This is a genomic window from Sphingobacterium sp. B16(2022) (assembly GCF_012030425.1).
Classification (GTDB): domain Bacteria; phylum Bacteroidota; class Bacteroidia; order Sphingobacteriales; family Sphingobacteriaceae; genus Sphingobacterium; species Sphingobacterium anhuiense.
On sequence record NZ_JAAUVN010000003.1, the window covers coordinates 163,163 to 185,784 of the forward strand.

The 22,622-nt window shown below is 36.1% G+C and carries 18 protein-coding genes; 10 read left to right on the forward strand and 8 right to left on the reverse strand.

All coding sequences use genetic code 11. The features are described 5' to 3' along the window. Positions 1-13: 13 nt before the first annotated feature. Positions 14-1,816, reverse strand: coding sequence for an excinuclease ABC subunit UvrC (gene uvrC, locus HCX49_RS15370; RefSeq protein ID WP_168127583.1), 1,803 nt, complete (start codon positions 1,814-1,816; stop codon positions 14-16). A gap of 73 nt (positions 1,817-1,889) precedes the next feature. Then, positions 1,890-4,145: a transglycosylase domain-containing protein gene (locus HCX49_RS15375; RefSeq protein ID WP_132769164.1), complete on the reverse strand. Its 2,256-nt coding sequence runs from the start codon at positions 4,143-4,145 to the stop codon at positions 1,890-1,892. Positions 4,146-4,607: 462 nt separating this feature from the next. Between HCX49_RS15375 and HCX49_RS15380 the strand changes: the two genes are divergently transcribed. Continuing rightward, a complete protein-coding gene (locus tag HCX49_RS15380; RefSeq protein ID WP_132769166.1) occupies positions 4,608-5,825 on the forward strand; it encodes a TCR/Tet family MFS transporter in 1,218 nt (405 codons plus the stop codon). Here HCX49_RS15380 and ispF read toward each other — a convergent pair. Together ispF and HCX49_RS15390 are read right to left on the reverse strand one after the other, a co-directional pair. Continuing rightward, complete coding sequence (gene ispF / locus HCX49_RS15385; protein WP_021190240.1) at positions 5,822-6,301, reverse strand: 2-C-methyl-D-erythritol 2,4-cyclodiphosphate synthase; 480 nt, start codon at positions 6,299-6,301, stop codon at positions 5,822-5,824. The genes HCX49_RS15380 and ispF overlap by 4 nt on opposite strands. Before the next feature lie 175 nt (positions 6,302-6,476). Next, entirely contained in the window at positions 6,477-7,301 is an 825-nt protein-coding gene (locus tag HCX49_RS15390) for a glycogen/starch synthase (protein ID WP_031288421.1), read from the reverse strand. Between the two features lie 151 nt (positions 7,302-7,452). On the opposite strand from HCX49_RS15390, the gene panC reads away from it, so the two are divergent. From panC to HCX49_RS15435, 9 genes are all read left to right on the forward strand, one after another. Next, positions 7,453-8,298, forward strand: a complete 846-nt coding sequence (gene panC / locus HCX49_RS15395; RefSeq protein WP_021190242.1) for a pantoate--beta-alanine ligase — start codon at positions 7,453-7,455, stop codon at positions 8,296-8,298. A gap of 57 nt (positions 8,299-8,355) precedes the next feature. Next, positions 8,356-8,706, forward strand: coding sequence for an aspartate 1-decarboxylase (gene panD, locus HCX49_RS15400; RefSeq protein WP_031288422.1), 351 nt, complete (start codon positions 8,356-8,358; stop codon positions 8,704-8,706). Between the two features lie 88 nt (positions 8,707-8,794). Further along, the gene (locus HCX49_RS15405; protein WP_237682821.1) at positions 8,795-9,154 is read left to right on the forward strand and encodes a hypothetical protein; all 360 of its coding nucleotides are present in this window, start codon (positions 8,795-8,797) and stop codon (positions 9,152-9,154) included. A 236-nt stretch (positions 9,155-9,390) separates the two neighbouring features. Continuing rightward, a complete protein-coding gene (locus HCX49_RS15410) occupies positions 9,391-11,718 on the forward strand; it encodes a TonB-dependent receptor domain-containing protein (protein WP_168127584.1) in 2,328 nt (775 codons plus the stop codon). Between the two features lie 28 nt (positions 11,719-11,746). Further along, complete coding sequence (locus HCX49_RS15415; RefSeq protein WP_168127585.1) at positions 11,747-12,205, forward strand: thioredoxin family protein; 459 nt, start codon at positions 11,747-11,749, stop codon at positions 12,203-12,205. 73 nt (positions 12,206-12,278) lie between these two features. After that, entirely contained in the window at positions 12,279-12,959 is a 681-nt protein-coding gene (locus tag HCX49_RS15420) for a hypothetical protein (protein ID WP_132769172.1), read from the forward strand. A 236-nt stretch (positions 12,960-13,195) separates the two neighbouring features. Next, positions 13,196-13,828, forward strand: coding sequence for an FKBP-type peptidyl-prolyl cis-trans isomerase (locus tag HCX49_RS15425; RefSeq protein WP_132769174.1), 633 nt, complete (start codon positions 13,196-13,198; stop codon positions 13,826-13,828). Between the two features lie 198 nt (positions 13,829-14,026). Next, positions 14,027-15,667, forward strand: coding sequence for an NAD+ synthase (locus tag HCX49_RS15430; protein WP_168127586.1), 1,641 nt, complete (start codon positions 14,027-14,029; stop codon positions 15,665-15,667). A gap of 78 nt (positions 15,668-15,745) precedes the next feature. Further along, complete coding sequence (locus HCX49_RS15435; protein ID WP_132769178.1) at positions 15,746-16,306, forward strand: DUF4136 domain-containing protein; 561 nt, start codon at positions 15,746-15,748, stop codon at positions 16,304-16,306. Between the two features lie 73 nt (positions 16,307-16,379). Here HCX49_RS15435 and HCX49_RS15440 read toward each other — a convergent pair whose 3' ends face one another. The 4 genes from HCX49_RS15440 to HCX49_RS15455 all read right to left on the reverse strand — a co-directional run bounded on the left by HCX49_RS15440 (position 16,380) and on the right by HCX49_RS15455 (position 22,617). After that, on the reverse strand, positions 16,380-17,417 hold the full coding sequence (locus HCX49_RS15440) for a substrate-binding domain-containing protein (RefSeq protein ID WP_206368523.1): 1,038 nt from the start codon (positions 17,415-17,417) through the stop codon (positions 16,380-16,382). 369 nt (positions 17,418-17,786) lie between these two features. Further along, positions 17,787-19,142, reverse strand: a complete 1,356-nt coding sequence (locus tag HCX49_RS15445) for an FGGY-family carbohydrate kinase (RefSeq protein ID WP_132769180.1) — start codon at positions 19,140-19,142, stop codon at positions 17,787-17,789. 10 nt (positions 19,143-19,152) lie between these two features. Next, a complete protein-coding gene (locus tag HCX49_RS15450; protein ID WP_168127587.1) occupies positions 19,153-20,427 on the reverse strand; it encodes a TIM barrel protein in 1,275 nt (424 codons plus the stop codon). A gap of 81 nt (positions 20,428-20,508) precedes the next feature. Beyond that, positions 20,509-22,617 carry a bifunctional aldolase/short-chain dehydrogenase gene (locus HCX49_RS15455; RefSeq protein ID WP_168127588.1) on the reverse strand — a complete coding sequence of 703 codons (2,109 nt, stop codon included), beginning with the start codon at positions 22,615-22,617 and terminating at the stop codon, positions 20,509-20,511. Positions 22,618-22,622 lie beyond the last annotated feature (5 nt).

The following is a 22,622-nucleotide window of genomic DNA, read 5'->3' on the forward strand; positions in this document are numbered from 1 at the left end:
AAGACAAACGCGCTTAATTTCGCTTAAAATGTGCTAAAAGTGCCTGTAGCTGTTTTAAGTTCAACACTTTTCTCAACTCTTCTTCTGGAGCCTCTTTAATCTTCTTAACAGATTTAAAGGTAGTCAGTAATTTCTCTACCGTAGTCTTACCTATGCCAGGAATATCTTCGAGTTCAGATACAAAAGTTTTTCGGCTACGTTGATTTCTGTGAAAAGTAATTCCGAACCGATGGGCTTCATCCCGCAAGTGTTGAATGATTTTAAGAGTTTCCGATTTTTTATCCAAATAGAGAGGATATTGATCACCCGGATAATACAGCTCCTCCAGCCGCTTAGCAATACCAATTACTGTAACCTGTTTCTCTATCCCTAATAATCGCAAGCTTTTCAAAGCGGCCCCTAACTGTCCCTTACCCCCATCAATAATAATCAACTGAGGTAAATCACCATCTTCTTCCAAAACCCGCTTATATCGCCTATATACAGCCTCCTCCATCGTGGCAAAATCATTTGGACCTACTACTGTTTTAACATTGAAGTGTCGGTAATCCTTTTTTGATGGCTTACCATCTTTAAAGACTACAATAGCAGATACAGGATAACTACCTTGAATATTAGAGTTATCAAAACATTCAATATGCTGAGGCAAGACATTTAACCGCAAATCTTTCTTCATCTGCGTTAAAATACGATCTACACGTACATCTGGATTCAATTTCTCATAATGTAGCAATCGTTCTTTTTTAAAGAACGCTACATTCTTCAACGATAGATCCAATAGTTTTCTCTTTTCCCCTAGTTTTGGAACCGTAAATTTGATCTGATCATTTTCCTGAATATCCAGTTCAAATGGAACGATAATTTCTCGTGATAAGCTTTTAAACCGATCCCGGATCTCAGGAATCGCTAAAGCAAGAAGTTCTTGTTCAGTCTCATCCAGTCGCCGCTTCATTTCAACAGTCTGTGTTTGAATGATTACCCCGTTCATCACTTTTAAATAATTAACAAAAGCATAACTTTCATCCGATGCAATACTGAAAACATCAACATTCGTGATAGATGAATTAACAACTGTAGACTTACTCTGATACAGATCCAGTTTATCTAATTTCATCTTAAAGGAATGCGCCTTTTCGAAATTCATTTCCGATACTGCAGCAGACATCTGCTCTTTAATCCTATTCGTGACAACAGAAATTTTACCATTTAAAATATCTTTAATATCACTCAGATTCTGATCATAATCTTCTTCAGATTGATAACCTTCACATGGACCTTTACAGTTGCCAATCTGATATTCAAGGCAAATTTTGAATTTACCCCTAGCAATATTCTCCTGAGTCAGTGCCAAATTACAGGTCCTTAGCGGAAAAAGATCCCGGATTACGTCCAATACAATGTGCATCATCCCTACAGAGGCATAAGGACCATAATACCGAGAGCCATCTTTAATATATTTACGTGTCCAAAAAACTCGGGGAAAGCGTTCATTTTTAATGACAATCCAAGGATAAGTTTTATCATCTTTTAATAATACATTATACTTGGGCTTATGTTTCTTAATCAATGAATTTTCCAGCAACCATGCATCAATCTCCGTATCTACAATTGTAAAAGAAATACGGTTGATCTGACGAACTAATACACGCGTCTTACCGTTATGTTGCGTTTCATTCACAAAATAAGAACCAACCCGATTCCTGAGATCTTTAGCTTTACCGATATAAATCAGGACATCCTGTTTATCAAAATACTGATAAACCCCAGGCTTATGTGGAATTCTTTTAAGCTCCTCTTTATAATCAAACACGCTCATATATAACAAATAAGCCAGATAACAAATTTCGAAAAACTCAATTATCTGGCTTTATATCTTTATTTAATAAAATTTAAAAACCTAATCGATCATCATTTAAGTTTGATTCCGAACCCGTGCTGTCTGCTCCGGAGCTTCCGCCCCCTCCCCAGTACTTAGAACAGTCGACTACTCGCGTTAGCCCACCTTCAGGAAGTTCAAAATCGCCCTTCGTATAATTGAGGTTTTTATCTGCATACACCTTCTGCATATAAAGTGCAAATACAGGCATTGCTGCTGCAGCTCCCTGCCCGTCTTGCATATTCGCAAAACTAATACTACGATCTTCAGCTCCTGTCCAGACACCCGACACCAGTTCAGGAGTGATCCCGATAAACCAAGCATCAGCATTATCATTGGTTGTACCCGTCTTTCCTCCGATTGGATTCGTCAGATGATATTTCCATTGAATTCGTCTTCCTGTACCTTTCGAGACAACCGATTTTAACATGTCTACAATAATATAAGCAGACTCACTGTTCAAAGCCTTAACAACTTTAGGTGCCTTTTCATAAATAGGAGTTCCATTCTTATCTTCGATCCTCAAGATCGCATTAGGTTCAATCCAGGTACCATGATTTACAAATGCCGAATAAGCACCAACCATATCAAATACAGAAGCTTCATATGCTCCAAGTGAAATGGATGGATAGTTCGGGACATCACTGGTAATACCCATACGTTTCGTCAATGCAGCAACTGCCTCCGGTGTAACTTGATTCACCAAATATGCAGTCGCATAATTCTGAGACAAGGCCAATGCATTAGCTAAAGTAATCGGATTCCCACCTTCAGCTGTACCCCTTGGTGTCCAATTTCCATAAGTCTGTTGATAATTTGGAATACTGTAACATGGAGAGTAGCCATTATCAACTGCGACAGCATAAGTAAATGGCTTGGCAGTTGAACCGACCTGTCTCGTCCCCATTTTTACTTGATCATACTTGAAATGCTCAAAATTTATTCCACCGACCCAAGCCTTGATATGTCCAGTTTTTGGTTCCATCGACATCATTGCATTACGTAACATCAATTTATTGTATTTGATAGAATCAATCGGAGCCATAACAGTATCCACAGAACCCTTCCAAGTGAAAATAGACATCGGAACTTTTACCTGAAATGCTTTCTTGATTTCATCTTCAGAAAGTCCATTTTCCTTCAAAACACGGTAGCGTTCAGAACGTCGCATACCTGTCGTCAGTAACTTGGCTTTATCTCCTTTAAAAGGATCCTTATTTTTCCATTGTACAGCAAACTTACCCTGTAAAGATTTCATCCATTCTTTCTGGGCATCTTCAGCATATTGCTGCATGGACATATTAATTGTTGTATAAATTTTCAACCCATCACGATCCAGATCATAAGGTGTACCATCCGATTTGGTAATCGATAATTTTGAAAATTCTTTCTTGATTTCTTCTTTTAATACCGCACGAAAATAAGGTGCTAAACCTTCCCCATAATTGGCGATTTTCAATTGTAATCCCAATGGTTTAGCTTGTGCACTAGCCTCTTCCTCTGTAGAAATGAAATTTGCTTTATTCATATTGTCCAAGACTGTATTTCTACGCGCTAATGCGTTTTGCGGATACCTGACAGGAGAATAAACGCCCGGACCTTTCAGCATACCCACTAATAAAGCAGCTTGGTCTGCAGTAAGTTTATCAGGAGTTGTATTGAAATAAGTACGTGCGGCTGATTTAATACCATAGGTATTATATGCTCCAAAGTCCACTGTATTGAAATACATGGTGATAATCTCTTCTTTGGTATAATTACGCTCTAAACGAACAGCAGTTATCCATTCCTGAAACTTTTGAATGATACGCTTAGGAGCACTTTTAGCACGACCGTCTGAAAATAAATTAAGAGCTAATTGCTGTGTAATCGTACTCCCTCCTTGTTTATTTCCAGTTAAAGTGTGGAAAATGACCGTAAAAGTACGTGTATAATCAATACCGGAGTGATCGTAAAAACGCTTATCCTCTGTTGAGATCAAGGCATGTATCAAGTAAGGTGACAACTCACTATACTTCACATTTGACCTATTTTGAATATAATAAGTACCTAAAACCTTATTATCTTCCGTTATAACTTCCGAAGCTAAATTACTCTTAGGATTTTCTAAATCACTAAAAGACGGTAACTTTCCAAATAACCCCAGGCGAACACTAAATATAAATAGAAACCCAAAAGCTATTATTCCAATAATAAATTTCCAGAAATTACGTGTGTACCGCTTAATATCTTCTGGTTGCAGTTGGTTTTTTTTTGATTCTCTCTTCATTGAACCTTATTCTTTCTCGATTTGATCATTATAAAATATGATGACATATGCCTCCGCTACAATATCAGATAATGTGCCAAAGATTATGTGCATGACAACAAAGATATTACAAATATTTTGAGGAATCTTCATTCGATACAACATCCGTTAAAAAAACACTGAAAAAGAATCAATTACTACAAAAAAGAAACTTTAAACCAATCGCACATTTCAGTCTTTAAAACCATTTTCTAAATAAAACAGATCGCCTTTGATTGGTTCAAAAACAATCCTTAGGGTATGATCCTAATTTTTCAATATCGCTAAAGCTTGGTATTTCAGAAATTTAGTTTAGATTTAAAAACAAATCAATTGTCTGTCATTCGTGACAGGCAAAAACATATAGATTATTAAAATAAATGATAAAGCTATAGGCCAGTAAATCGTTTAAAAGCCTATCTAAAAAATAAAAAACAGTAAAATATGCAAGTCAACACTTCAAAAAGTCTATTTTTCATTTTTTTAACCGTACTAATTGACGTCATTGGTTTAGGTATTATTATACCTGTAATGCCTAAATTAATTGAAGAATTGATTGGCGGCACATTAAGTGATGCATCGCGATATGGTGGTTTGCTCATGTTTTGTTATGCATTAACTCAATTCTTCTTTGCATCCGTGTTAGGTAATCTCAGTGACCGATTTGGTAGAAGACCCATCCTTTTAATATCACTCTTAGGCTTTTCTATCAACTATTTACTCATGGGGTTAGCTCCAACCATCCTGTGGTTATTCATCGGTAGGTTTATAGCAGGTATTACAGGAGCCAGCTACACAGTAGCTGCTGCATTTATAGCAGATATCAGTTCGCACGAGAAAAAAGCTCAGAATTTCGGATTATTGGGAGCTGCATTTGGCTTAGGTTTTATAGTAGGTCCATTGCTAGGAGGGTTATTGGGGCATTATGGTGCCAGAATACCGTTTTTCGCAGCAGCATTATTAAGCTTTTTGAATTTCTTATATGGTTATTTTTTCATTCCAGAATCATTAAAAAAAGAAAACAGAAGACCTTTCAGATGGAAAAATGCAAATCCGGTAGGTGCCTTCAAGCAACTTGCTAAATACCCGCATCTAAAACAATTATTTTTTTGCATCTTTCTGATAAACATCTCTTCTCATGCCGTACAAAGTACTTGGTCATATTACACCATGGAAAGATATCAATGGGATGAAAGAATGGTTGGTATCTCTTTGGGTTTTATAGGTATGTTGTTGGCTATAGTTCAAGCCGGACTGATTCGAATTATTATTCCAAAATTGGGATTAGAAAAAAGTATTTTAATTGGATCTGGACTCTACGTGATATCGATGCCCTTAATGGGGATGGCATACGCTCCATGGTTAATTTTCCTAGCCGTAATACCCTATGTATTTGCGGGAATCGCAGGGCCAGCTATCCAGAGCCTTGTATCCAACGAAACGCCATCGAATGAGCAGGGACAGATACAAGGTGGATTAACAAGTATTATTAGCTTAACAGCCATTATAGGCCCTCCCGTCATGAGCTGGTTGTTTGCTCACTTTACAGATAAAAAAGAAGCCCTTTATTTACCAGGAGCTCCTTTCTATCTAGGATTCGTACTTACAGCAATCAGTTTTATTGTTGCCTGCTTCTTTTTTAAAAAGAAACAGAAAGTTTAAGCTTTTTCGATCAAACAAACAGCATATGCTACTACCCCCTCTTGTCTTCCGACAAATCCCATGGATTCATTCGTCGTTGCTTTGATCGAAATATCATCAACGTCCAAACCTGAGGCCTCCGATATTTTAGCCTTCATCTGTCCGATATACGGTTTAATTTTAGGAGCCTCCAGGCATAGCATAGCATCAATGTTCCCTATGGTATACCCCTTATCTCCAATTAGCTTAACACAATGTTTCAGTAAAACAAGACTGCTAATACCTCTCCATTGCTCATCTGTATTTGGGAAATGATAACCAATATCCTCTAAATTTGCGGCCCCCAGGAGCGCATCACAAATGGCATGAGCCAAAACATCCGCATCCGAATGGCCGAATGCACCAGCATGATGATCCAATTCTACTCCACCTACTATAAATGGATGCCCCTCTTCTAATTGATGGACATCAAAGCCAAATCCAACTTTAATTTTCATAATAAAGCTAAGGTAACATTTTAAATTATCATCCTTACCATTAAATCAAACGCAAAACTTATTTGTTAACAATCAGATTTTAATCTAATATATAAGAGATCCTTCACTGATGATATTTCACAAAAAAATAGCGTCTAATTTCTTAGACGCTATTTAAATACGTTTAATTTCTATTTTAAACCGTTGTTTCTTCTTCTACAGGAGCAAATTGATCAAAAAGATCATTGAAAGCTTCATAATCTTCATCACCATTAGGTTCAAAGACCTGAATTCCTTTTTCTTTTGCATATGCTAGAATTTCTGGATTAACACCCTCCTCAGCTACAACCGCTACATCGGTGAAGTCCAAAGCACCTTTATAGATGTTGACATAACTACCGTCACCATAACTAGCAACATCATCTTTTGTCAATGCACCTTCAGGGGCAATTTCTCTGTATTTATCGCCTAAAGTTCCGGAGAACTCTTCGTTATACAACGAATACATAACTTTGGCACCTTTAAAAGTAGGATCATCTTTATATGTCGTCTTTAAATAAGCCGGCACTAATGCTGAAAACCAACCGTGGCAATGTACCACATCTGGTGACCAACCTAACTTCTTAACCGTTTCCAGTGCTCCTTTACAAAAGAACACAGAACGCTCATTGTTATCATTAAAAAATTCTCCATTCTCGTCACGAAAAACTTTTTTCCGCTGAAAATAGTCTTCATTATCCAAAAAGTAAACCTGCATACGTGCCGCAGGCAATGAAGCTACCTTAATGATTAGCGGATTGTCATTGTTATCCACCACAATGTTTAAGCCTGACAGACGAATTACCTCATGCAATCTATTTCTACGCTCATTAATATTACCAAAACGAGGCATAAGAATACGGATTTCAAATCCTTTCTCTTGCATAGCCTGTGGCAATTGACGCGTGATTTCAGAAATTTTAGTTAATTCGAGGAAAGGCGACATCTCGTGGGTTATAAACAATATCTTCGTTTTTGCCATCTCCAGTTTTTATTTATTTTATTTTTATTAGAACAGTAAAATCGGTCTACAAAGATACAAAAAATATCCCGACAATACAATTCCTTACAAATCATCGTTTTATATTCACAAATATATTCCCCACTTTTGCCCTGTATTAAAATTTCTAAAAGTGAGAATTTTCGAGACTAAAAAAGAGCTCCAAGATTACCTGGAAACAGCACGAATCAACAAACAAAAAATAGCTCTTATCCCAACAATGGGTGCACTACATGAAGGACATATCTCTTTACTGAATTATGCAAAACCTTTATCAGATGTCACCGTTTGCAGTATTTTTGTCAACCCAACACAATTTAACGACCCAAAAGATTTAGAAAAGTATCCAAGACCCATTGAGCATGATATCGCATTATTAGAAGCTGCTCATTGTGATGTCTTATTCTTACCGACCGTAGAGGAGATGTACCCTGATCCAAATGAAAAATGGCACATTGATCTAAACGGATTAGATACTATATGGGAAGGGAAAATGAGACCGGGGCACTTTCAAGGTGTAACGCAAGTCGTTTACAAATTATTCGCCTTAGTGCAACCAGATATTGCATGCTTTGGTCAAAAAGACTTCCAACAGGTCATGGTTATTGAACATATGATCAAGGTAAAGCAATTACCGATCACCATTGCATTATGCCCAATCATCCGAGATGAAAATGGTCTTGCTTTAAGTTCAAGAAACATGCGCCTCTCATCCAATGGTAAAATACAAGCGTTAGCTTTGTCCAAAACACTTCTGTATATCAAAAGTAACTTTGGAAAGATACCTTTACTTCAATTAAATAAACAGGCAACAGAACTATTGAACTCCAGCGAAGGTATTACCTTAGAATATCTCGCTATTTGCGAAACAACGACATTGAAAGAAATCAAAACAATTGAACAAGATAAACAATATGTAGCACTTGTCACTGCGCGGGTCGAAGATGTACGGCTTATTGATAACATGATTTTGAATTAAATGTCACATTATACTTATTAACTTTACATTTTTACAAGAAAAATCTAACTTTGCCACATGTTTATAGAGGTAATGAAATCTAAAATCCACCGTGTTCGGGTTACACAGGCCGAGCTTAATTACGTTGGTAGTATCACAATTGATGAGGATTTAATGGATGCAGCAAATATTATTGCAAACGAAAAAGTTCAAATCGTTAACAATAACAATGGCGCTCGTTTAGAAACATATGTTATTCCTGGAAAAAGAGCTTCCGGTACCATCTGCTTAAATGGCGCTGCAGCAAGATTAGTTCAAGTGGGTGATATTGTGATCATCATATCGTATGCACAAATGGAAATGGAGCAAGCTAAAAAGCATATTCCTAGCTTGGTTTTCCCAGATGACAACAATCAACTTATAAAATAATATTTAAATAATACACTTTCAATAGAAAGCTACGTTTATTTTCAATAATTTAGCACTCGTATTAAGCGGGTGCTTTTTTATTACCTACATGTCAAAGAATATATATATCAGAAAGATCTTAGCATCAATGCAATTGACATTGATCAGCTTGATCATTATTTCTGGTGTTATTTTCATGCACAAAGAAGTAAAATCAAACGGAGAGATTGTCATGCACAATCACCCCTACGATTTTACAAACGATCAGCCCAGACCGCAAGAATCCGACGATCAAATTGATTTCCTCAATGTCGTCTACAATCAGAACTTTGTTCAAAGTGAATTTATCGTTTTTGAACAACCCATTCGAACTGTCGTTCATATCTACAGTTATCAAGTCTACACACCGGTTGTCACCAATCGTGTCGTCGATCACGCTTTCTCAAGGGGTCCTCCAGATTTTGCTTAAAATAAAATTAGTTATTGCATTCATCCTTATTATCAAGACGAATGCTATTCGCCGTGCGATAGCACGACGCATTGCGTCGTGCTGTAATTTATTAATTATTTTAAGTAAATAATGTAACCATAGTGGACATAGCTGGTATGAAAATATACATGGAGCAGGCATTCGCATTGCTTCGTACCGATATTTCACACCTCCCATGATAGGTTCATTACTATTAAAAGGACAAATACACTCCAATGAGAAATATCAACCTATTGATCATCATCATGATGATCAGTATGCATACATATGCACAACATACATTAAAAGGTAAAATCAGTAACAATGACGGTAAAGGTATAGTTGGAGCAACTATCAACATCGAAAATGGTCTTCACTCGACCGTTTCTGATACCGCAGGCTATTTTGAATTTCAAAAACTAACTAAACAAAAACAAAATATACAGATAACCGCTGTTGGCTATCAAACCATCAAACAGCTGATATTGCTAACAGATTCCACCGTACACTTTAAATTAAATACAGACAACCTGCATTTGAATGAAGTCGTTGTAAGCGCAACCCGATATGGTGTCAGTAAAAAGGAAGCACCAGTTATTGTGCAGGTATTAGGCCCTAAACTTTTTCAGGCTACACAATCTGTAGCTATGTCCGAAACACTAAACTATCAACCAGGAGTTAGGGTAGAGAACAACTGTCAAAACTGCGGTTTTTCACAAGTCCGTCTAAACGGATTAGAAGGCGCCTATTCACAGATCTTGATCAACAGCAGATCCGTATTCAGCGCATTAAACAGTGTATATGGTTTAGACCAACTTCCAACCAGTATGATCGACCGCATCGAAGTCGTTCGAAGTGGTGGTTCTGCCCTATTTGGAGCAAATGCAATTGCCGGTACCATTAATATCATTACTAAAGATCCTGTCGAAAATGATTGGCAGATTAAATCTACCAACTCATTAATCGGCGGTAGCAGTTGGGATAATACGGTAGACTTCAACACCTCCTACGTAGATGAAGACCTTACAACAGGAGTTACCTTTTATGGTATGCACCGGAATCGTCAACCATTTGATAAAAATAAGGACGGATTTTCGGAGATAACAGAACTTAACAATACCACATTCGGAACAAAAGCATTTTTCAAACCTTCCGATGTCAATAAAATAACAGTAGATTTCAGTACCATACAGGAATTTAGAAGAGGAGGAGACCAATTTAACAAATCACCCCATTTTACAGCCATCACAGAACAACTGGAAACCAATTCACTGATTGGTGGTATCACTTACGATCATTATTTAGCTGACTATAAACAAAAAATCTCCGTGTATGCTTCCGGCCAAAAAACAAAACGTAAAAGTTTTTACGGGGGACTGGGCGAAGCGCCCACTGCAACAGATAGTTTAAGAGCCGCAAATTCTTATGGAGACACAGATGATTTGTCTTTTGTTACAGGAACACAATACACAAACAATTTTGAGGATGATGTCTTTACCGGCGGTATTGAGTTCAACTACAACAAAACAAATGATCAGATTCCCGGATATCAACGTATCATCGATCAAAAAACAAAAGGAATAGGAACTTATGCCCAATACGAATGGAAGCCAATATCCTCTTTCAAAGCATTAATAGGAATGCGATACGACTACATCTTCGTCGATGGAAATTATCAGCTCCAACAAGTGGAACGCAGCAGTCAGAAGAATTTTGGATCTTGGAATCCGCGATTAACCATCTTGTACGATATCAATAGTAATATTCAATTTCGTGGCGGGTATGCTCGCGGGTTCCGTGCCCCACAAGCCTTCAATGAAGATATGCATGTGACCTCAATCGGAGGAAAACAGGTTTTTGTATTAATTGGAGAAGACCTAAAAACAGAATATTCAAATGCTTATACCGGATCGTTCAATTTCAGCAGAAATTTTGGTAATACGCAAACAAGTCTTTTAGTGGAGGGCTTCTATACACAGTTGAATAATCCATTTACGACAGTCTTGAAATCAGAATCCAATGACATTATGATTGAAGAAATGCGAAACGGTACAGATGCCTATGTATACGGAACAAACCTAGAACTTAATGTAGCCCCTTCAAGTATATTTAGTCTACAAGCTGGTGGTACGATACAACGCTCGCGATACCAATCGGCACAACTGATAGCTGAAGCTAAAACAGGTCAAGAAGCCATTTTGTCCCAAGATTTCTTACGTACGCCAAATGTCTATGGGTACTTAAATGCCAATTGGAAAGCAACTAAGAAATTCGCAGTTGACCTAACAGGAGTTTACACCGGAAAAATGAAGATCTCGCATATACAAGAAGAAATCATGAGCCTCAAAAATACGAGGGATTTTATGGAGCTGAATGCACGGTTAGGATATACTTTTGCTGTTCACAAAGATTTTAACCTTGAATTATTTGCAGGTGTACAAAATATGTTCAACGCATTCCAAAAAGATTTCGATAAAGGCGCTAATCGAGATTCAAACTACATTTACGGTCCGACAAAACCACGTACAATAACCTTTGGAGTAAAAATTGGCCATTTTCACTAATCCCATTTATTAAAGAAAGATGAAGCATATGCACAAATTTGTTTTATTAATAACGATTATCCTTTATCCGCTCAGCCATTATGGTCAAGAGCGGATAATTTATACCTCTTTTCAACAATTAGACTCTTTATTAAGCATAGCACCAAAAGAAACAATCATCTTCATTCATACCGACTGGTGCAGCTACTGCAGAAAAATGGAAAAAGAAGTCTTTTCAAAAAAAGAAATCTATGACCGATTAAACAAAGATTATTATCTAGTTGAATTAGATGCGGAGACGGTTGAGTACATCACTTTCGATCAGCAAGTATGGAAATCAAAAACTCCCAAAAAAAATACCGGACAATATCATCCCTTAGCCTTACTCTTGTTAACCAGCCAAAAGATGGTTTTCCCGAGTCTCCTGCGTTATGATCAAACATTTAAATTAAAAAGTATTAAGCAAAAATATCTAAGCCCAAAAGAGTTAGCGAATTTTTTAAGATAATTTAACATCTCGCTGTAGCGAAACCGAAAAACATAACGTTTTAGTGGTAATATAAGATACAATTTAAAAAATTATGAAAAAATTTACGAAATTTTTAATGGCATTTTTATGCATGGGGATAGTTTTTGCTTCCTGTAACAAAAATGATTTTGATTATGAGAAAGCTGAAAGAGAGCAAATTGAAAAAGCAAGATTAGAAAAAGTACGCAGAGATTCATTAAAAAGAATACAAGCTCCTTTATTAGAGCAATATGCAAAAACCAAATGGGGAGATAATGCTAAATACTCTGATTCAACTGGAATCTGGTATAAAGTAGATTTAGCGGCTGGAAATGAAACTCCTTACGTATATAAAGGAACTGTTAATGGTATTGGACAAGCAGGGTTAAATGTTTGGGCAGCAACTGTAAATTTTAAGGGTGAACTGATGAATGGAACTGTATTTGATAAAAATACAGATGGAGTTCCTAAAAATTACACAGATATTCGTCAAGCAACTACAGTATACGGAGCTGCTTGGGTTCAAGCATTTGTACCAACAATCATTAATATCCAAGGTAAAGATGTAAGATTCGAGGGATTACTACCAAAAGGTCTCCAAAAAAATGATAAAATTAGTTTTATTTCACCATCTTATTATACTTTTGACCAAGTAGAATATACAAAAGGTAGCGAAAAAGTAACTGTTCCTAAAAATACTCCAGTTGTTTACACAATCGAAGTGAAAACTGTTGGAGATGTTACTGGTTCGTAATTAATACAAAATCAATAAAAGCATATAAAAGGTCCTTTACATCGTGATGTAAAGGACCTTTTATATATATATAATTTTCACAAGAAAACTATTGTTAACGAACAAAAAGACAGCACATTGCCCAATAAAAAATTATCCTACACTTTACTTGCTTTAAAATTCTTTCGTACCTTGTAGCACATCTAAACAATTGAACGTTTTAACCGGTATAATAACAGTAATAAGTAAAGAAATTTATGAAAAATTTTACAAAAATCTTTTTTGGAATGTTGGCAATGATTATTGCTTTGGCATCTTGTAGTAAATCAGACGACTTTTCAAAATTAGCTGAAGAACAAAGAATTAAAGATTCTATCGAAAATGCGAGAATCCAAAATTTACTAAAAGAACAGGCTCCTCAGTTGAAATCATTTGCCATCAAAAATTTCACGAATCCTAAATTAGATACAGCAACTGGTATTTGGTATGATCTGATAGCTGAAGGTGACGATGCTTCATACGCTTATCAAATCAGCTCCGGTGGTTACCTGATGTATCCTACCGCTGTAGTAAATTATAAAGTTAATTTACTGAACGGCGCAGATAAAGGAACTCTTGTTGATGAATCTAAAGAGGGTAGCCCAGCAACATTTACGATAAATAGAGACCGTATTATCTTATTCTGGCAGTTCGCTTTTTTTCCAAAAAAATTATCTTTTCAAGGTAAGGAAGTAAATATCGGTGGATTAACTGTAAAAGGACTTAAAAAAGGAAGTAAAATAAAAGCTGTAGCACCATCTCCATTCGGTTATGATCAAGTTGCAAAAGATAAAGTTCCAGCAAACTCTCCACTATATTCTGAAATTGAAGTTGTTTCAATTAGCAATTAAATGGCGTTTGGGAGATTTATTTCTTCTAAAATTTTAAACGAATACACGATGCAGGATCTTTACTTACGTAAAGATCCTGTTTGTTTTTAATTCACTATCAAAAACTAAAATAAAAAAACAATAGTATCAAAAAGTAGTCTAAAAAACTTCTTATCTTGCTCTTCATATCAGTATACCATTCAAAACAAAGACGCAAAAATGAAAATAGCTTTAGCCCAGTTAAATTATCATATCGGCAACTTCAGTTCCAACACAGCAAAAATTATTACTGCTATTGAAAATGCAAGAGCACAACAAACTGAAATTATTGTTTTTTCTGAATTAGCAATTGGCGGCTACCCAGCAAAGGATCTTTTGCAAAATGCAACATTCTTAAAACAGTGTAGTGAATCTATTACCACCATTGCATCACATTGCCAAGATATTTTATGCATTATCGGAGCGCCTGTCCCCAATACAGATCCAGAAGGTAAAGCGCTATACAATGCTGCAGTTTGTTTAGAAAATGGAAAGATTACACACATTAGTAAAAAAGGACTACTTCCTAACTATGATGTTTTTGACGAATATCGTTACTTTGAACCTAGCAGAAAATTCGCATGTCTCACCTATAAAAAAACAAAAATAGCATTGACCATTTGTGAAGATTTATGGGATGACGATCAAGGAAATAATTCTTATGTTGGCGATCCCATGAGCGAATTACTTCAAGAAAACCCAGATTTGCTGATCAATATTGCAGCATCGCCTTTTTCTTATGTCCATTACGAAGATCGTGTTGCTGTTTTGAAAGCACAAGTGGCAAAAGCAAAACGTCCGTTAATCTATGTTAACCAAGTAGGTGCTCATATGGATATAATTTTTGATGGAAGATCATTAGCTATTGATGAAAATGGAGCAATTTGTTGCGAATTAAAAAAATTCGAAGAAGATGTACAGATTATAGAATATAGAGATCAAACCATAAAAGCAACAACAGCATTTACGGTACCCCAAGATCAGGAAATAGCACTGATTCACGATGCCCTGCTTTTAGGTTTACGTGATTATTTTCACAAATCTGGTTTCAAAAAAGCTGTCTTAGGCCTTTCCGGTGGATTAGATTCAGCACTAGTTGCCGCATTAGCCTGTGAAGCATTAGGTTCAGAAAATGTACTTGCAATATTGCTTCCTTCTATTTATTCATCCGACCATTCCATTCAAGATGCATTAGATCTCGTAAAAAACACCAATTGCGCACATCATATCATTCCAATAAAAGATATTACACAGGCCTACGAAACAACATTAGCTCCCTTTTTTGAAGGGCAACAAGCGGGTGTTGCCGAAGAAAATATCCAGGCACGTACCAGAGGTACGTTATTAATGGCAATTTCCAACAAATTTGGTCATATCGTTTTAAACACTTCAAATAAAAGTGAAGCAGCGGTAGGTTATGGCACCTTATATGGAGATATGGCAGGATCGATTTCAGTAATAGGAGACGTATATAAATCAAAGGCCTATGATCTCGCCCGATACATTAACCGAAATAAGGAAATTATCCCATCTAATACAATTGAAAAAGCACCTTCTGCAGAATTAAGACCCGATCAAAAGGATTCAGATTCCTTACCACCATATGATTTACTGGATGAAATATTATTCCTATATATCGAAAAACAAAAATCAAAAGAGGAAATTTTAGCTCAAGGTTATGATCTTAATATTGTTGAAAAAATTATAAAACTAGTTAATAATGCCGAATTTAAAAGATTTCAGGCTCCTCCAATACTGCGCATTAGTCCAAAAGCTTTTGGTCCAGGCCGTTCGATGCCATTAGTTGCCTTTTATCAATAATTTTTTTTACTGATATAATTAAACTTTTAACATTTACATTTGTCTAACACTAAGAAAATAATATAAATCCTATTGGTCATGAAAAAAATAATTTATTTCCTATTTGCAAGTCTAATTCTTGCATCTTGTGCCTCATATCAATATAATACGATGCGCGACGAAAAAGTAGATTTTTCGCAATATCGTACTTATGGCTGGTTACCACCTGTTGATTCGTTATCAAAATCATACTTTGATAATGATATTGCAAGAACAAATATATTAGACGCGAGCAACAGCGAATTACAAGCAAGAGGCTTATCTTACAGTAAGGATAATCCAGATTTGTTATTCCGTTATATAACAATTGTCAATAACAAAAGCCGTTTAGTATATGGATCCTCATACGCTTATGGAGGTCCATGGGGTTGGTACAGACCGTGGTTTTCTCCTTATTATGGTTATGCAACATATCCTGTAGCCAAAGAACGCTACCGCTACGCTCACTTAATCATAGAAGCTGTAGACCGTAAAACAAATAAAGTTGTTTGGCAAGCACGTGGATCTGGTGAAGTTAATAGTCCAGAGAAAGCTGCAACTAATGTTGCTAAAGTTGTTCAAGGAGTATTTAAACAATACCCTTTAACCATAAAAAAATAATACTGTAATCGTGATCAAAAGTATAAAAGCCATGAGTTTTCTCATGGCTTTTTTTATAGTCTAAGAAATTCCTTTATATAGAAGCTCGAATCTTAATATTAAATGGAACTTCTAGCCTCTCTTTAGAGTTATTTTTAATCAAATTTGCCGCCATCCGTCCCATTGTTTCAAAATCAGTTGATATGGTTGTAATTCCATTCAAAATAAATTTCTTTAAAGGTGTTTCATTATAGGAAATAACACCAATATCTTTACCTATCAAAAGCTTTTTCTGCTGGATCTTGTTCAGTAGCTTTACGAGATCATCTTCAATAATATTAATATAACAAGTACCCACTACCACTTTTTCTTTATTTAATTCAGACACCAGCTCATGATCAAAAGCGTATTGCTGACAAAATTTATAAAAACCTTTGATAATTGCTTTTGGGAAATCACTATGATCTGGAAAAACCAATTTTATCATTTTATATTTACTTAAAACTTCATTAGCTTGTTCCAATGCTAAATAAATATCCTGTTCATAATTCTCATAAACCGCTGGAAAATCACCAGGTACATCATCAATAAATCGTCCTAATAACATTAGCTTATCGATTGGTATTCTACGAATAATATCTGGCGCTTTATCTCGTCCCTCTTTAAAATGTGGAAACAGCACGTAATAGTCATAAGTTTTGGTCAGATTCGCTAATAAATTCTTGAGATAAGAAAGGTCTGAATTATAGACAAATAAATCGAGATCAGCATAATCCCCCAACTCCTTCGCAAATGAATCATAGACTATTTTTTTGTGAACACTCAATTTATTCAGAAACAGTGCAATTTTACATTTGGATTGAATATCTGTTTTATTGACATAGTATCCCTTACCTGGATTTGATGCAATAATTTCATGCTTTTTTAAATAGCGATAAGCCTTTTCAACCGTATCTCTAGATATTTCAAGATAAGTACTGGATTCATTAATTGAAGGAAGCATTTCACTCTTCTTAAGCCTTTCATTTTTTACCGCATCAATGATGGTATTCGCCAATTGGAGATATTTAGGAGTTGCTGAAAAATCACTGATCTCCAGTGTCATTAAAAACTGAGCAGTTGAATTGGTCATTTTAAAATTTAGATTAATCACTAAAATAACAATTAATTAGCATAAAATTTTAAAAAAGTTAAACTCTAAGACCATTCATATTTTTCATATTTCAACTTTTTTAGGTGTTTACTACTAGGTACCATAACAGCACAAGATGGAAACTATTGTCAATAGCCGTAAACTTGTTCTGGTAAAAAATCTATTTACGCCATTCATGATTAGACAAACACCTTAAAGGTTGTTTGTCTAATGATTCCTAAAAAACAATTGGTTTTTTAAAGACTTTCACGCTCTCTATTTAGAAACCTTTTGTATTGAAGAAAAGGATCAAGTGATTACACTCGACCCTTTTCTTATTCATAGTTCTGATCTATAACAATTTAAATTTCATTTATTTCTAAAGTACCGCAATGCAATAAGGTCATTCGGTATTGCCAGCTCATTCCAATGGTCATGAATGACAAGAGCTGCGCCCAATGCTGTTGCCTGAGCCATTGAAGCGCCAAAAACTTCGACTTCAGGAAATTCTTTTGCCAGAAGACTCATATAAATATGGTTCTTACTAAACCCACCGTCTACAAATATTCTAGAGATCTTATTCGCATCTAAAACTAGTTTTGTTGATTCCACCTGTACTTTGATGAGGTGTAAAATTAAACTATGGTAAGCTTCTTCATAATTACGGTATCGATCAAGCTCAACTTTTGAAAATGCTTTTAAATCCACAATTACAGGCTCTTTCATTAATTTTTCTAAAATCCTTAGATTAAGCTGAAGATTACGAAACTTCGCTGTCGTAACATGAAAGAAATCAGCAATTCGTTTAGATTGCAGTTCATGTTCATAACCTGCAAATAACCGCGAAGCCTTAACCGGGTTTCCTAAATAAGATTGATAAAACAAACAGTCCTTTTTTAGTTCGCAAGAAGTTAGAGCACTATTATTAAATGGATTAAATGAGATACACCAAGTGCCCGTGGATATTAGAACAAATGGTTCACTAAAATTGAATAAATAAGGAATTAAAGCCGAAGAACTATCATGAAGCCCCGCTCCTACTCTAAAAGGGCTACCAGGAAATGCACCATCAAAAACTTCATCTCCTTTAACAATTGGAGCTAACACCTTGGTAATACCCTCATCTTGTACCCATTGATGATACTCACCCTTTTCAAAATCCCATAGAGCAGTATGACAACCGATGCTGGTCATATCTGAGTAGAACTTTCCAGAAACCAGAAAACTTAAATATTGGGGCAAATGCAGAGCAAAGTTGACCTGTTTATAAATTTCTGGTTGCTTCTTTTTTAATCGAAGAATCTGGAAACCCGAATTTAAACTACCTAATGTTGGCGATGAAGTTGTTAAAGAAAAATGTTCCTCTCCTCCATACTTATTATGCAGTTCTTGTTGAATAGTAACAGGAAATTCTTTTAGATAATTATATAATGGAGTTAAGGGTCTACCATTTTCATCAAGATATACAAAGCTAGCCCCGTATGATGTAAAATTAATCGCTTTAATTTCAAATTCATTCTTTCTAAAGACCTCATGAAGTGAATCAAAAACCGATAATCTAAGACTTTCAAGATTTTCACAAGGATCCCCGTCCTCATCCTTTGTTTCTAAAAATCTGGCCGAACGTTCAAACACGATCTGATAATTAGAATCAAATAGAAACAGCTTTTTGTTGGTTTTACCAACATCGAAAATAGCAACTACAGGAATTTTATCATTATTCATCCTAAAAACTTTATAATCCAGTTGCAATAGTTTGTAAACCTCTCTCTTCTATTAGCTTATCACGTAATTTTTCCTCTTCAAATAATAATACAGGATTTAAAGCTGCACCACTCCTCAACCTAGATTCAGCAACCAATGGTCTTACATCCGTACGAAATGCATCTTGAAGAATTTCTTGTGCTTTTACAATATTATTCGCTTGTTGAGCGGCCTTGAGTGCAACACGATCGATAAGTAATGCTTGCGCATAAGCAATTTTAATGGCTTCAACAGATTGCAGCAAGTCCACTAAAGGATCTTTAAGATTATGTGAAGCATCAATCATCCAACCTAAACCAGTAGCGTGATCCATTCCCTTCACATCCATCCCATCAATTAATTCATTAAAAATCAGAAAAAGCTGATAGGGTTTAATACTTCCTGCTGTTAAATCGTCATCAGCATATTTACTATCATTAAAATGAAAACCGCCAAGCTTCCCCTCCATTAATAACAATGATACGATCTGTTCAATATTAGCATTTGGTAAATGGTGCCCTAAATCCACTAATGTGTAAGCTTTAGGGCCAAGCTTATTTGCCAAAAGTAGAGACTGCCCCCAATCTCCAATAGTCATCGAATAGAAATAAGGTTCGAAAGCTTTATACTCGATAAACAATTTCCAATCCTCGGGTAAGTGTTTATAGATTTCCTGCAAACTGGATAACGTATTCTGAAAAGCCTCACGGAAATTCAATTGGCCAGGAAAAGATGAACCATCAGCTAACCAAACAGTCAAAGCCTTTGAACCGAGAGCTTTTCCATAATTGATAACCTCTATATTATGATCAATAGCCTGCTTGCGAACCTCAGGATCAACATGATGCAAAGATCCATACTTATAACTATATTCCTGCTGTGGTTGATCTTGAAAAGTATTGGAATTAACAGCATCGAACGTGATATTTAAAGAACGTGCCAATTCCTTCATTTTTGCGGTGTCTTCTGGAATATCCCAAGGTATATGTAAGGAAATAGCTCCGCTAGATTTATTAAGCGCATGTAGTAGACCAACATCTTCAAACTTTTGCTCCAAACTCCCTGGCTCGCCAGGGCCAGAAAAACGTCCGAAGCGTGTACCACCTGTCCCTAGTGCCCAACTCGGTATCCCGATCTGAAATTTCTGAAGTTTAGCAATAAGCTCTTCAACTTCATCAATATCCTGAGAAATAAATTCAAATGCTCGATTATGTTTCTTTTCTAATTTATTATTGTGCTTTTTTATTAATTGTTGATCTAAAATCATATTAAAAATGGTTATTGGTTAAAATTTACTTAGATACAGCATGTACTTTCTTTTCATTCCTTAAAAACTAAGATATAAAACCTACCGTAAAAAAGCCATTGCCACTCCCCCATCAACGTTTAATATATTACCTGTAGATTTATTCAGTAAACCACCAACATGTGCAAAACACGCATTTGCAATGTCTTCTGGCAGAATAATCTCATTTAACAAAGTACGTTTTGCATAATATGCAGGTAACTCCTCTATCTTTACACCGTATGCCTTAGCACGACCTGCGGCCCAACCACCTGCCCAAATATTACTATCGGAAATTACGGCATCTGGGTTCACTACATTCACTCGAATTTTTGCTGCCCCTAATTCAGCGGCACTCAAACGGCTCATGTGTAATTGAGCCCCCTTTGCACTACCATAACCAATATTATTCGGACCACTCACTAAAGCATTTTTACTTACAATATTGACAATATCACCACCGATATTTTGTGCTTTTAATATAGCTGTTGCAGCCTGAGTTACCAGAAACTGACCTTTAACCAAAACGTCATATAAAAGATCCCAGTCATCTTGTGTATGTTCCTCGATCGTTTTAGAAATGGATAAACCCGCATTATTAACGACAATGTCAATCCCACCAAAAGCTAGTACAGCATCATTGAGTGCATGTTTTATCTGGGCCTCATTAGTTACATCGAGTAGAGTCGTAATAACCGCATCTCTACCAAACTCTGCTACGAATTCTACCTCGCATGATGCAAGCCGATCAGCATTGATATCATTCAACACGACAACAGCACCTTCCTGTGCCATCTTTCTTGCAATCGCCTTTCCAATCCCACCACCACTTCCTGTCACGAGTACAATCTTACCTGATAATGCTTTTGATTTTGGCATACGTTGTAATTTTGCCTCTTCCAACAGCCAGTATTCAATATCAAAAGCTTCCTGACGTGGCAATGCAGTATATTCGCTTACCGCTTCAGCACCTTTCATTACATTAATGGCATTAATATAAAATTCAGCAGCTACACGAGCAGTTTGTTTATCCTTTGCAAACGAAAAAAGACCAACTCCGGGATATAAAACAATAACGGGATTTTTATCACGTATAGCGGGGCTATTTTCATGTTTACAACGGTCATAATACTGTTCATACATCTCTCGATATCCTGCAAACAAAGGCTCCAATTTTCTTTTAACCTCCGCTACATTATCTAAACATTCAGATTTATCTAAATTTAGTACTAAGGGCTGGATTTTAGTTCTTAAAAAATGATCCGGACAGCTTGTCCCTAATGGTGCTAATCGGTCCAGATCGTTTGAATTGATAAATTCTAAAACACGTTCATCGTCTGTAAAATGTCCGATCATATGGCGTTCACTTGAGCAAAATCCCCGCAAAATAGGAGCTAATTTTACGACTTGCGCATTTCTTTCTGCTTTATTAAGACTTACCATTTTCTGGCTGCCAAACACGTTATTCTTCTTACCAGAACTTTGTTCAAGGTAGGTGGCACAAGTCTCAATAACATCCAAAGAATTAATATAACAATCGTAAGCAGTGTCTCCCCAAGTAAACAAGCCATGAGATCCCAACATAATACCCTTGATACCAGGATTTGCTTCTAAACAGGCTTTTAATTGTAAACCTAAATCAAAACCAGGACGTTGCCAATCAACCCAACCGATCGATCCTTTGAACAATTCAGCAGTGATACTTTTCCCATCTTTAGAAGCTGCAATTGCAATTGCGGCATCTGGATGTAAATGGTCAATATGCTTAAATGGTAAAAATCCGTGCAAGGGCGTATCAATAGAAGGCGCCTTAGAGCTTAAATCAAAAATACAATGATTAAATAGTGCGACCATTTCATCCTCATATTCGATTCCTCTATACACATTTTCAAGATTACGTAAGCGCTGAAGATATAATGCTGCAAGCCCTGACTTCTTCAGCGTGCCGATATCTCCGCCAGACCCCTTTATCCACATGACTTCAACACTTTCATCAGTAAGTGGATCTTTCTCCAAAACTTTACAAGAAGTATTCCCACCTCCATAATTAGTAATTCTTAGATCGGCGCCTAGAATATTTGAACGATATAATAATAAAGCAACTTCATCACCTTGCAATGATTGCGCTATTTTATCGTCCCACAAATAATTTACATGTTTGTATGTTTTCACTGCTA

Excerpts from the sequence above, each read along its gene's own strand:
- uvrC (WP_168127583.1), bottom strand. The coding sequence starts at position 1,816 with ATGAGCGTGTTTGATTATAAAGAGGAGCTTAAAAGAATTCCACATAAG.
- HCX49_RS15375 (WP_132769164.1), bottom strand. The coding sequence starts at position 4,145 with ATGAAGAGAGAATCAAAAAAAAACCAACTGCAACCAGAAGATATTAAG.
- HCX49_RS15380 (WP_132769166.1), top strand. The coding sequence starts at position 4,608 with ATGCAAGTCAACACTTCAAAAAGTCTATTTTTCATTTTTTTAACCGTA.
- ispF (WP_021190240.1), bottom strand. The coding sequence starts at position 6,301 with ATGAAAATTAAAGTTGGATTTGGCTTTGATGTCCATCAATTAGAAGAG.
- HCX49_RS15390 (WP_031288421.1), bottom strand. The coding sequence starts at position 7,301 with ATGGCAAAAACGAAGATATTGTTTATAACCCACGAGATGTCGCCTTTC.
- panD (WP_031288422.1), top strand. The coding sequence starts at position 8,356 with ATGTTTATAGAGGTAATGAAATCTAAAATCCACCGTGTTCGGGTTACA.
- HCX49_RS15405 (WP_237682821.1), top strand. The coding sequence starts at position 8,795 with ATGTCAAAGAATATATATATCAGAAAGATCTTAGCATCAATGCAATTG.
- HCX49_RS15410 (WP_168127584.1), top strand. The coding sequence starts at position 9,391 with ATGAGAAATATCAACCTATTGATCATCATCATGATGATCAGTATGCAT.
- HCX49_RS15415 (WP_168127585.1), top strand. The coding sequence starts at position 11,747 with ATGCACAAATTTGTTTTATTAATAACGATTATCCTTTATCCGCTCAGC.
- HCX49_RS15420 (WP_132769172.1), top strand. The coding sequence starts at position 12,279 with ATGAAAAAATTTACGAAATTTTTAATGGCATTTTTATGCATGGGGATA.
- HCX49_RS15425 (WP_132769174.1), top strand. The coding sequence starts at position 13,196 with ATGAAAAATTTTACAAAAATCTTTTTTGGAATGTTGGCAATGATTATT.
- HCX49_RS15430 (WP_168127586.1), top strand. The coding sequence starts at position 14,027 with ATGAAAATAGCTTTAGCCCAGTTAAATTATCATATCGGCAACTTCAGT.
- HCX49_RS15435 (WP_132769178.1), top strand. The coding sequence starts at position 15,746 with ATGAAAAAAATAATTTATTTCCTATTTGCAAGTCTAATTCTTGCATCT.
- HCX49_RS15440 (WP_206368523.1), bottom strand. The coding sequence starts at position 17,417 with ATGACCAATTCAACTGCTCAGTTTTTAATGACACTGGAGATCAGTGAT.
- HCX49_RS15445 (WP_132769180.1), bottom strand. The coding sequence starts at position 19,142 with ATGAATAATGATAAAATTCCTGTAGTTGCTATTTTCGATGTTGGTAAA.
- HCX49_RS15450 (WP_168127587.1), bottom strand. The coding sequence starts at position 20,427 with ATGATTTTAGATCAACAATTAATAAAAAAGCACAATAATAAATTAGAA.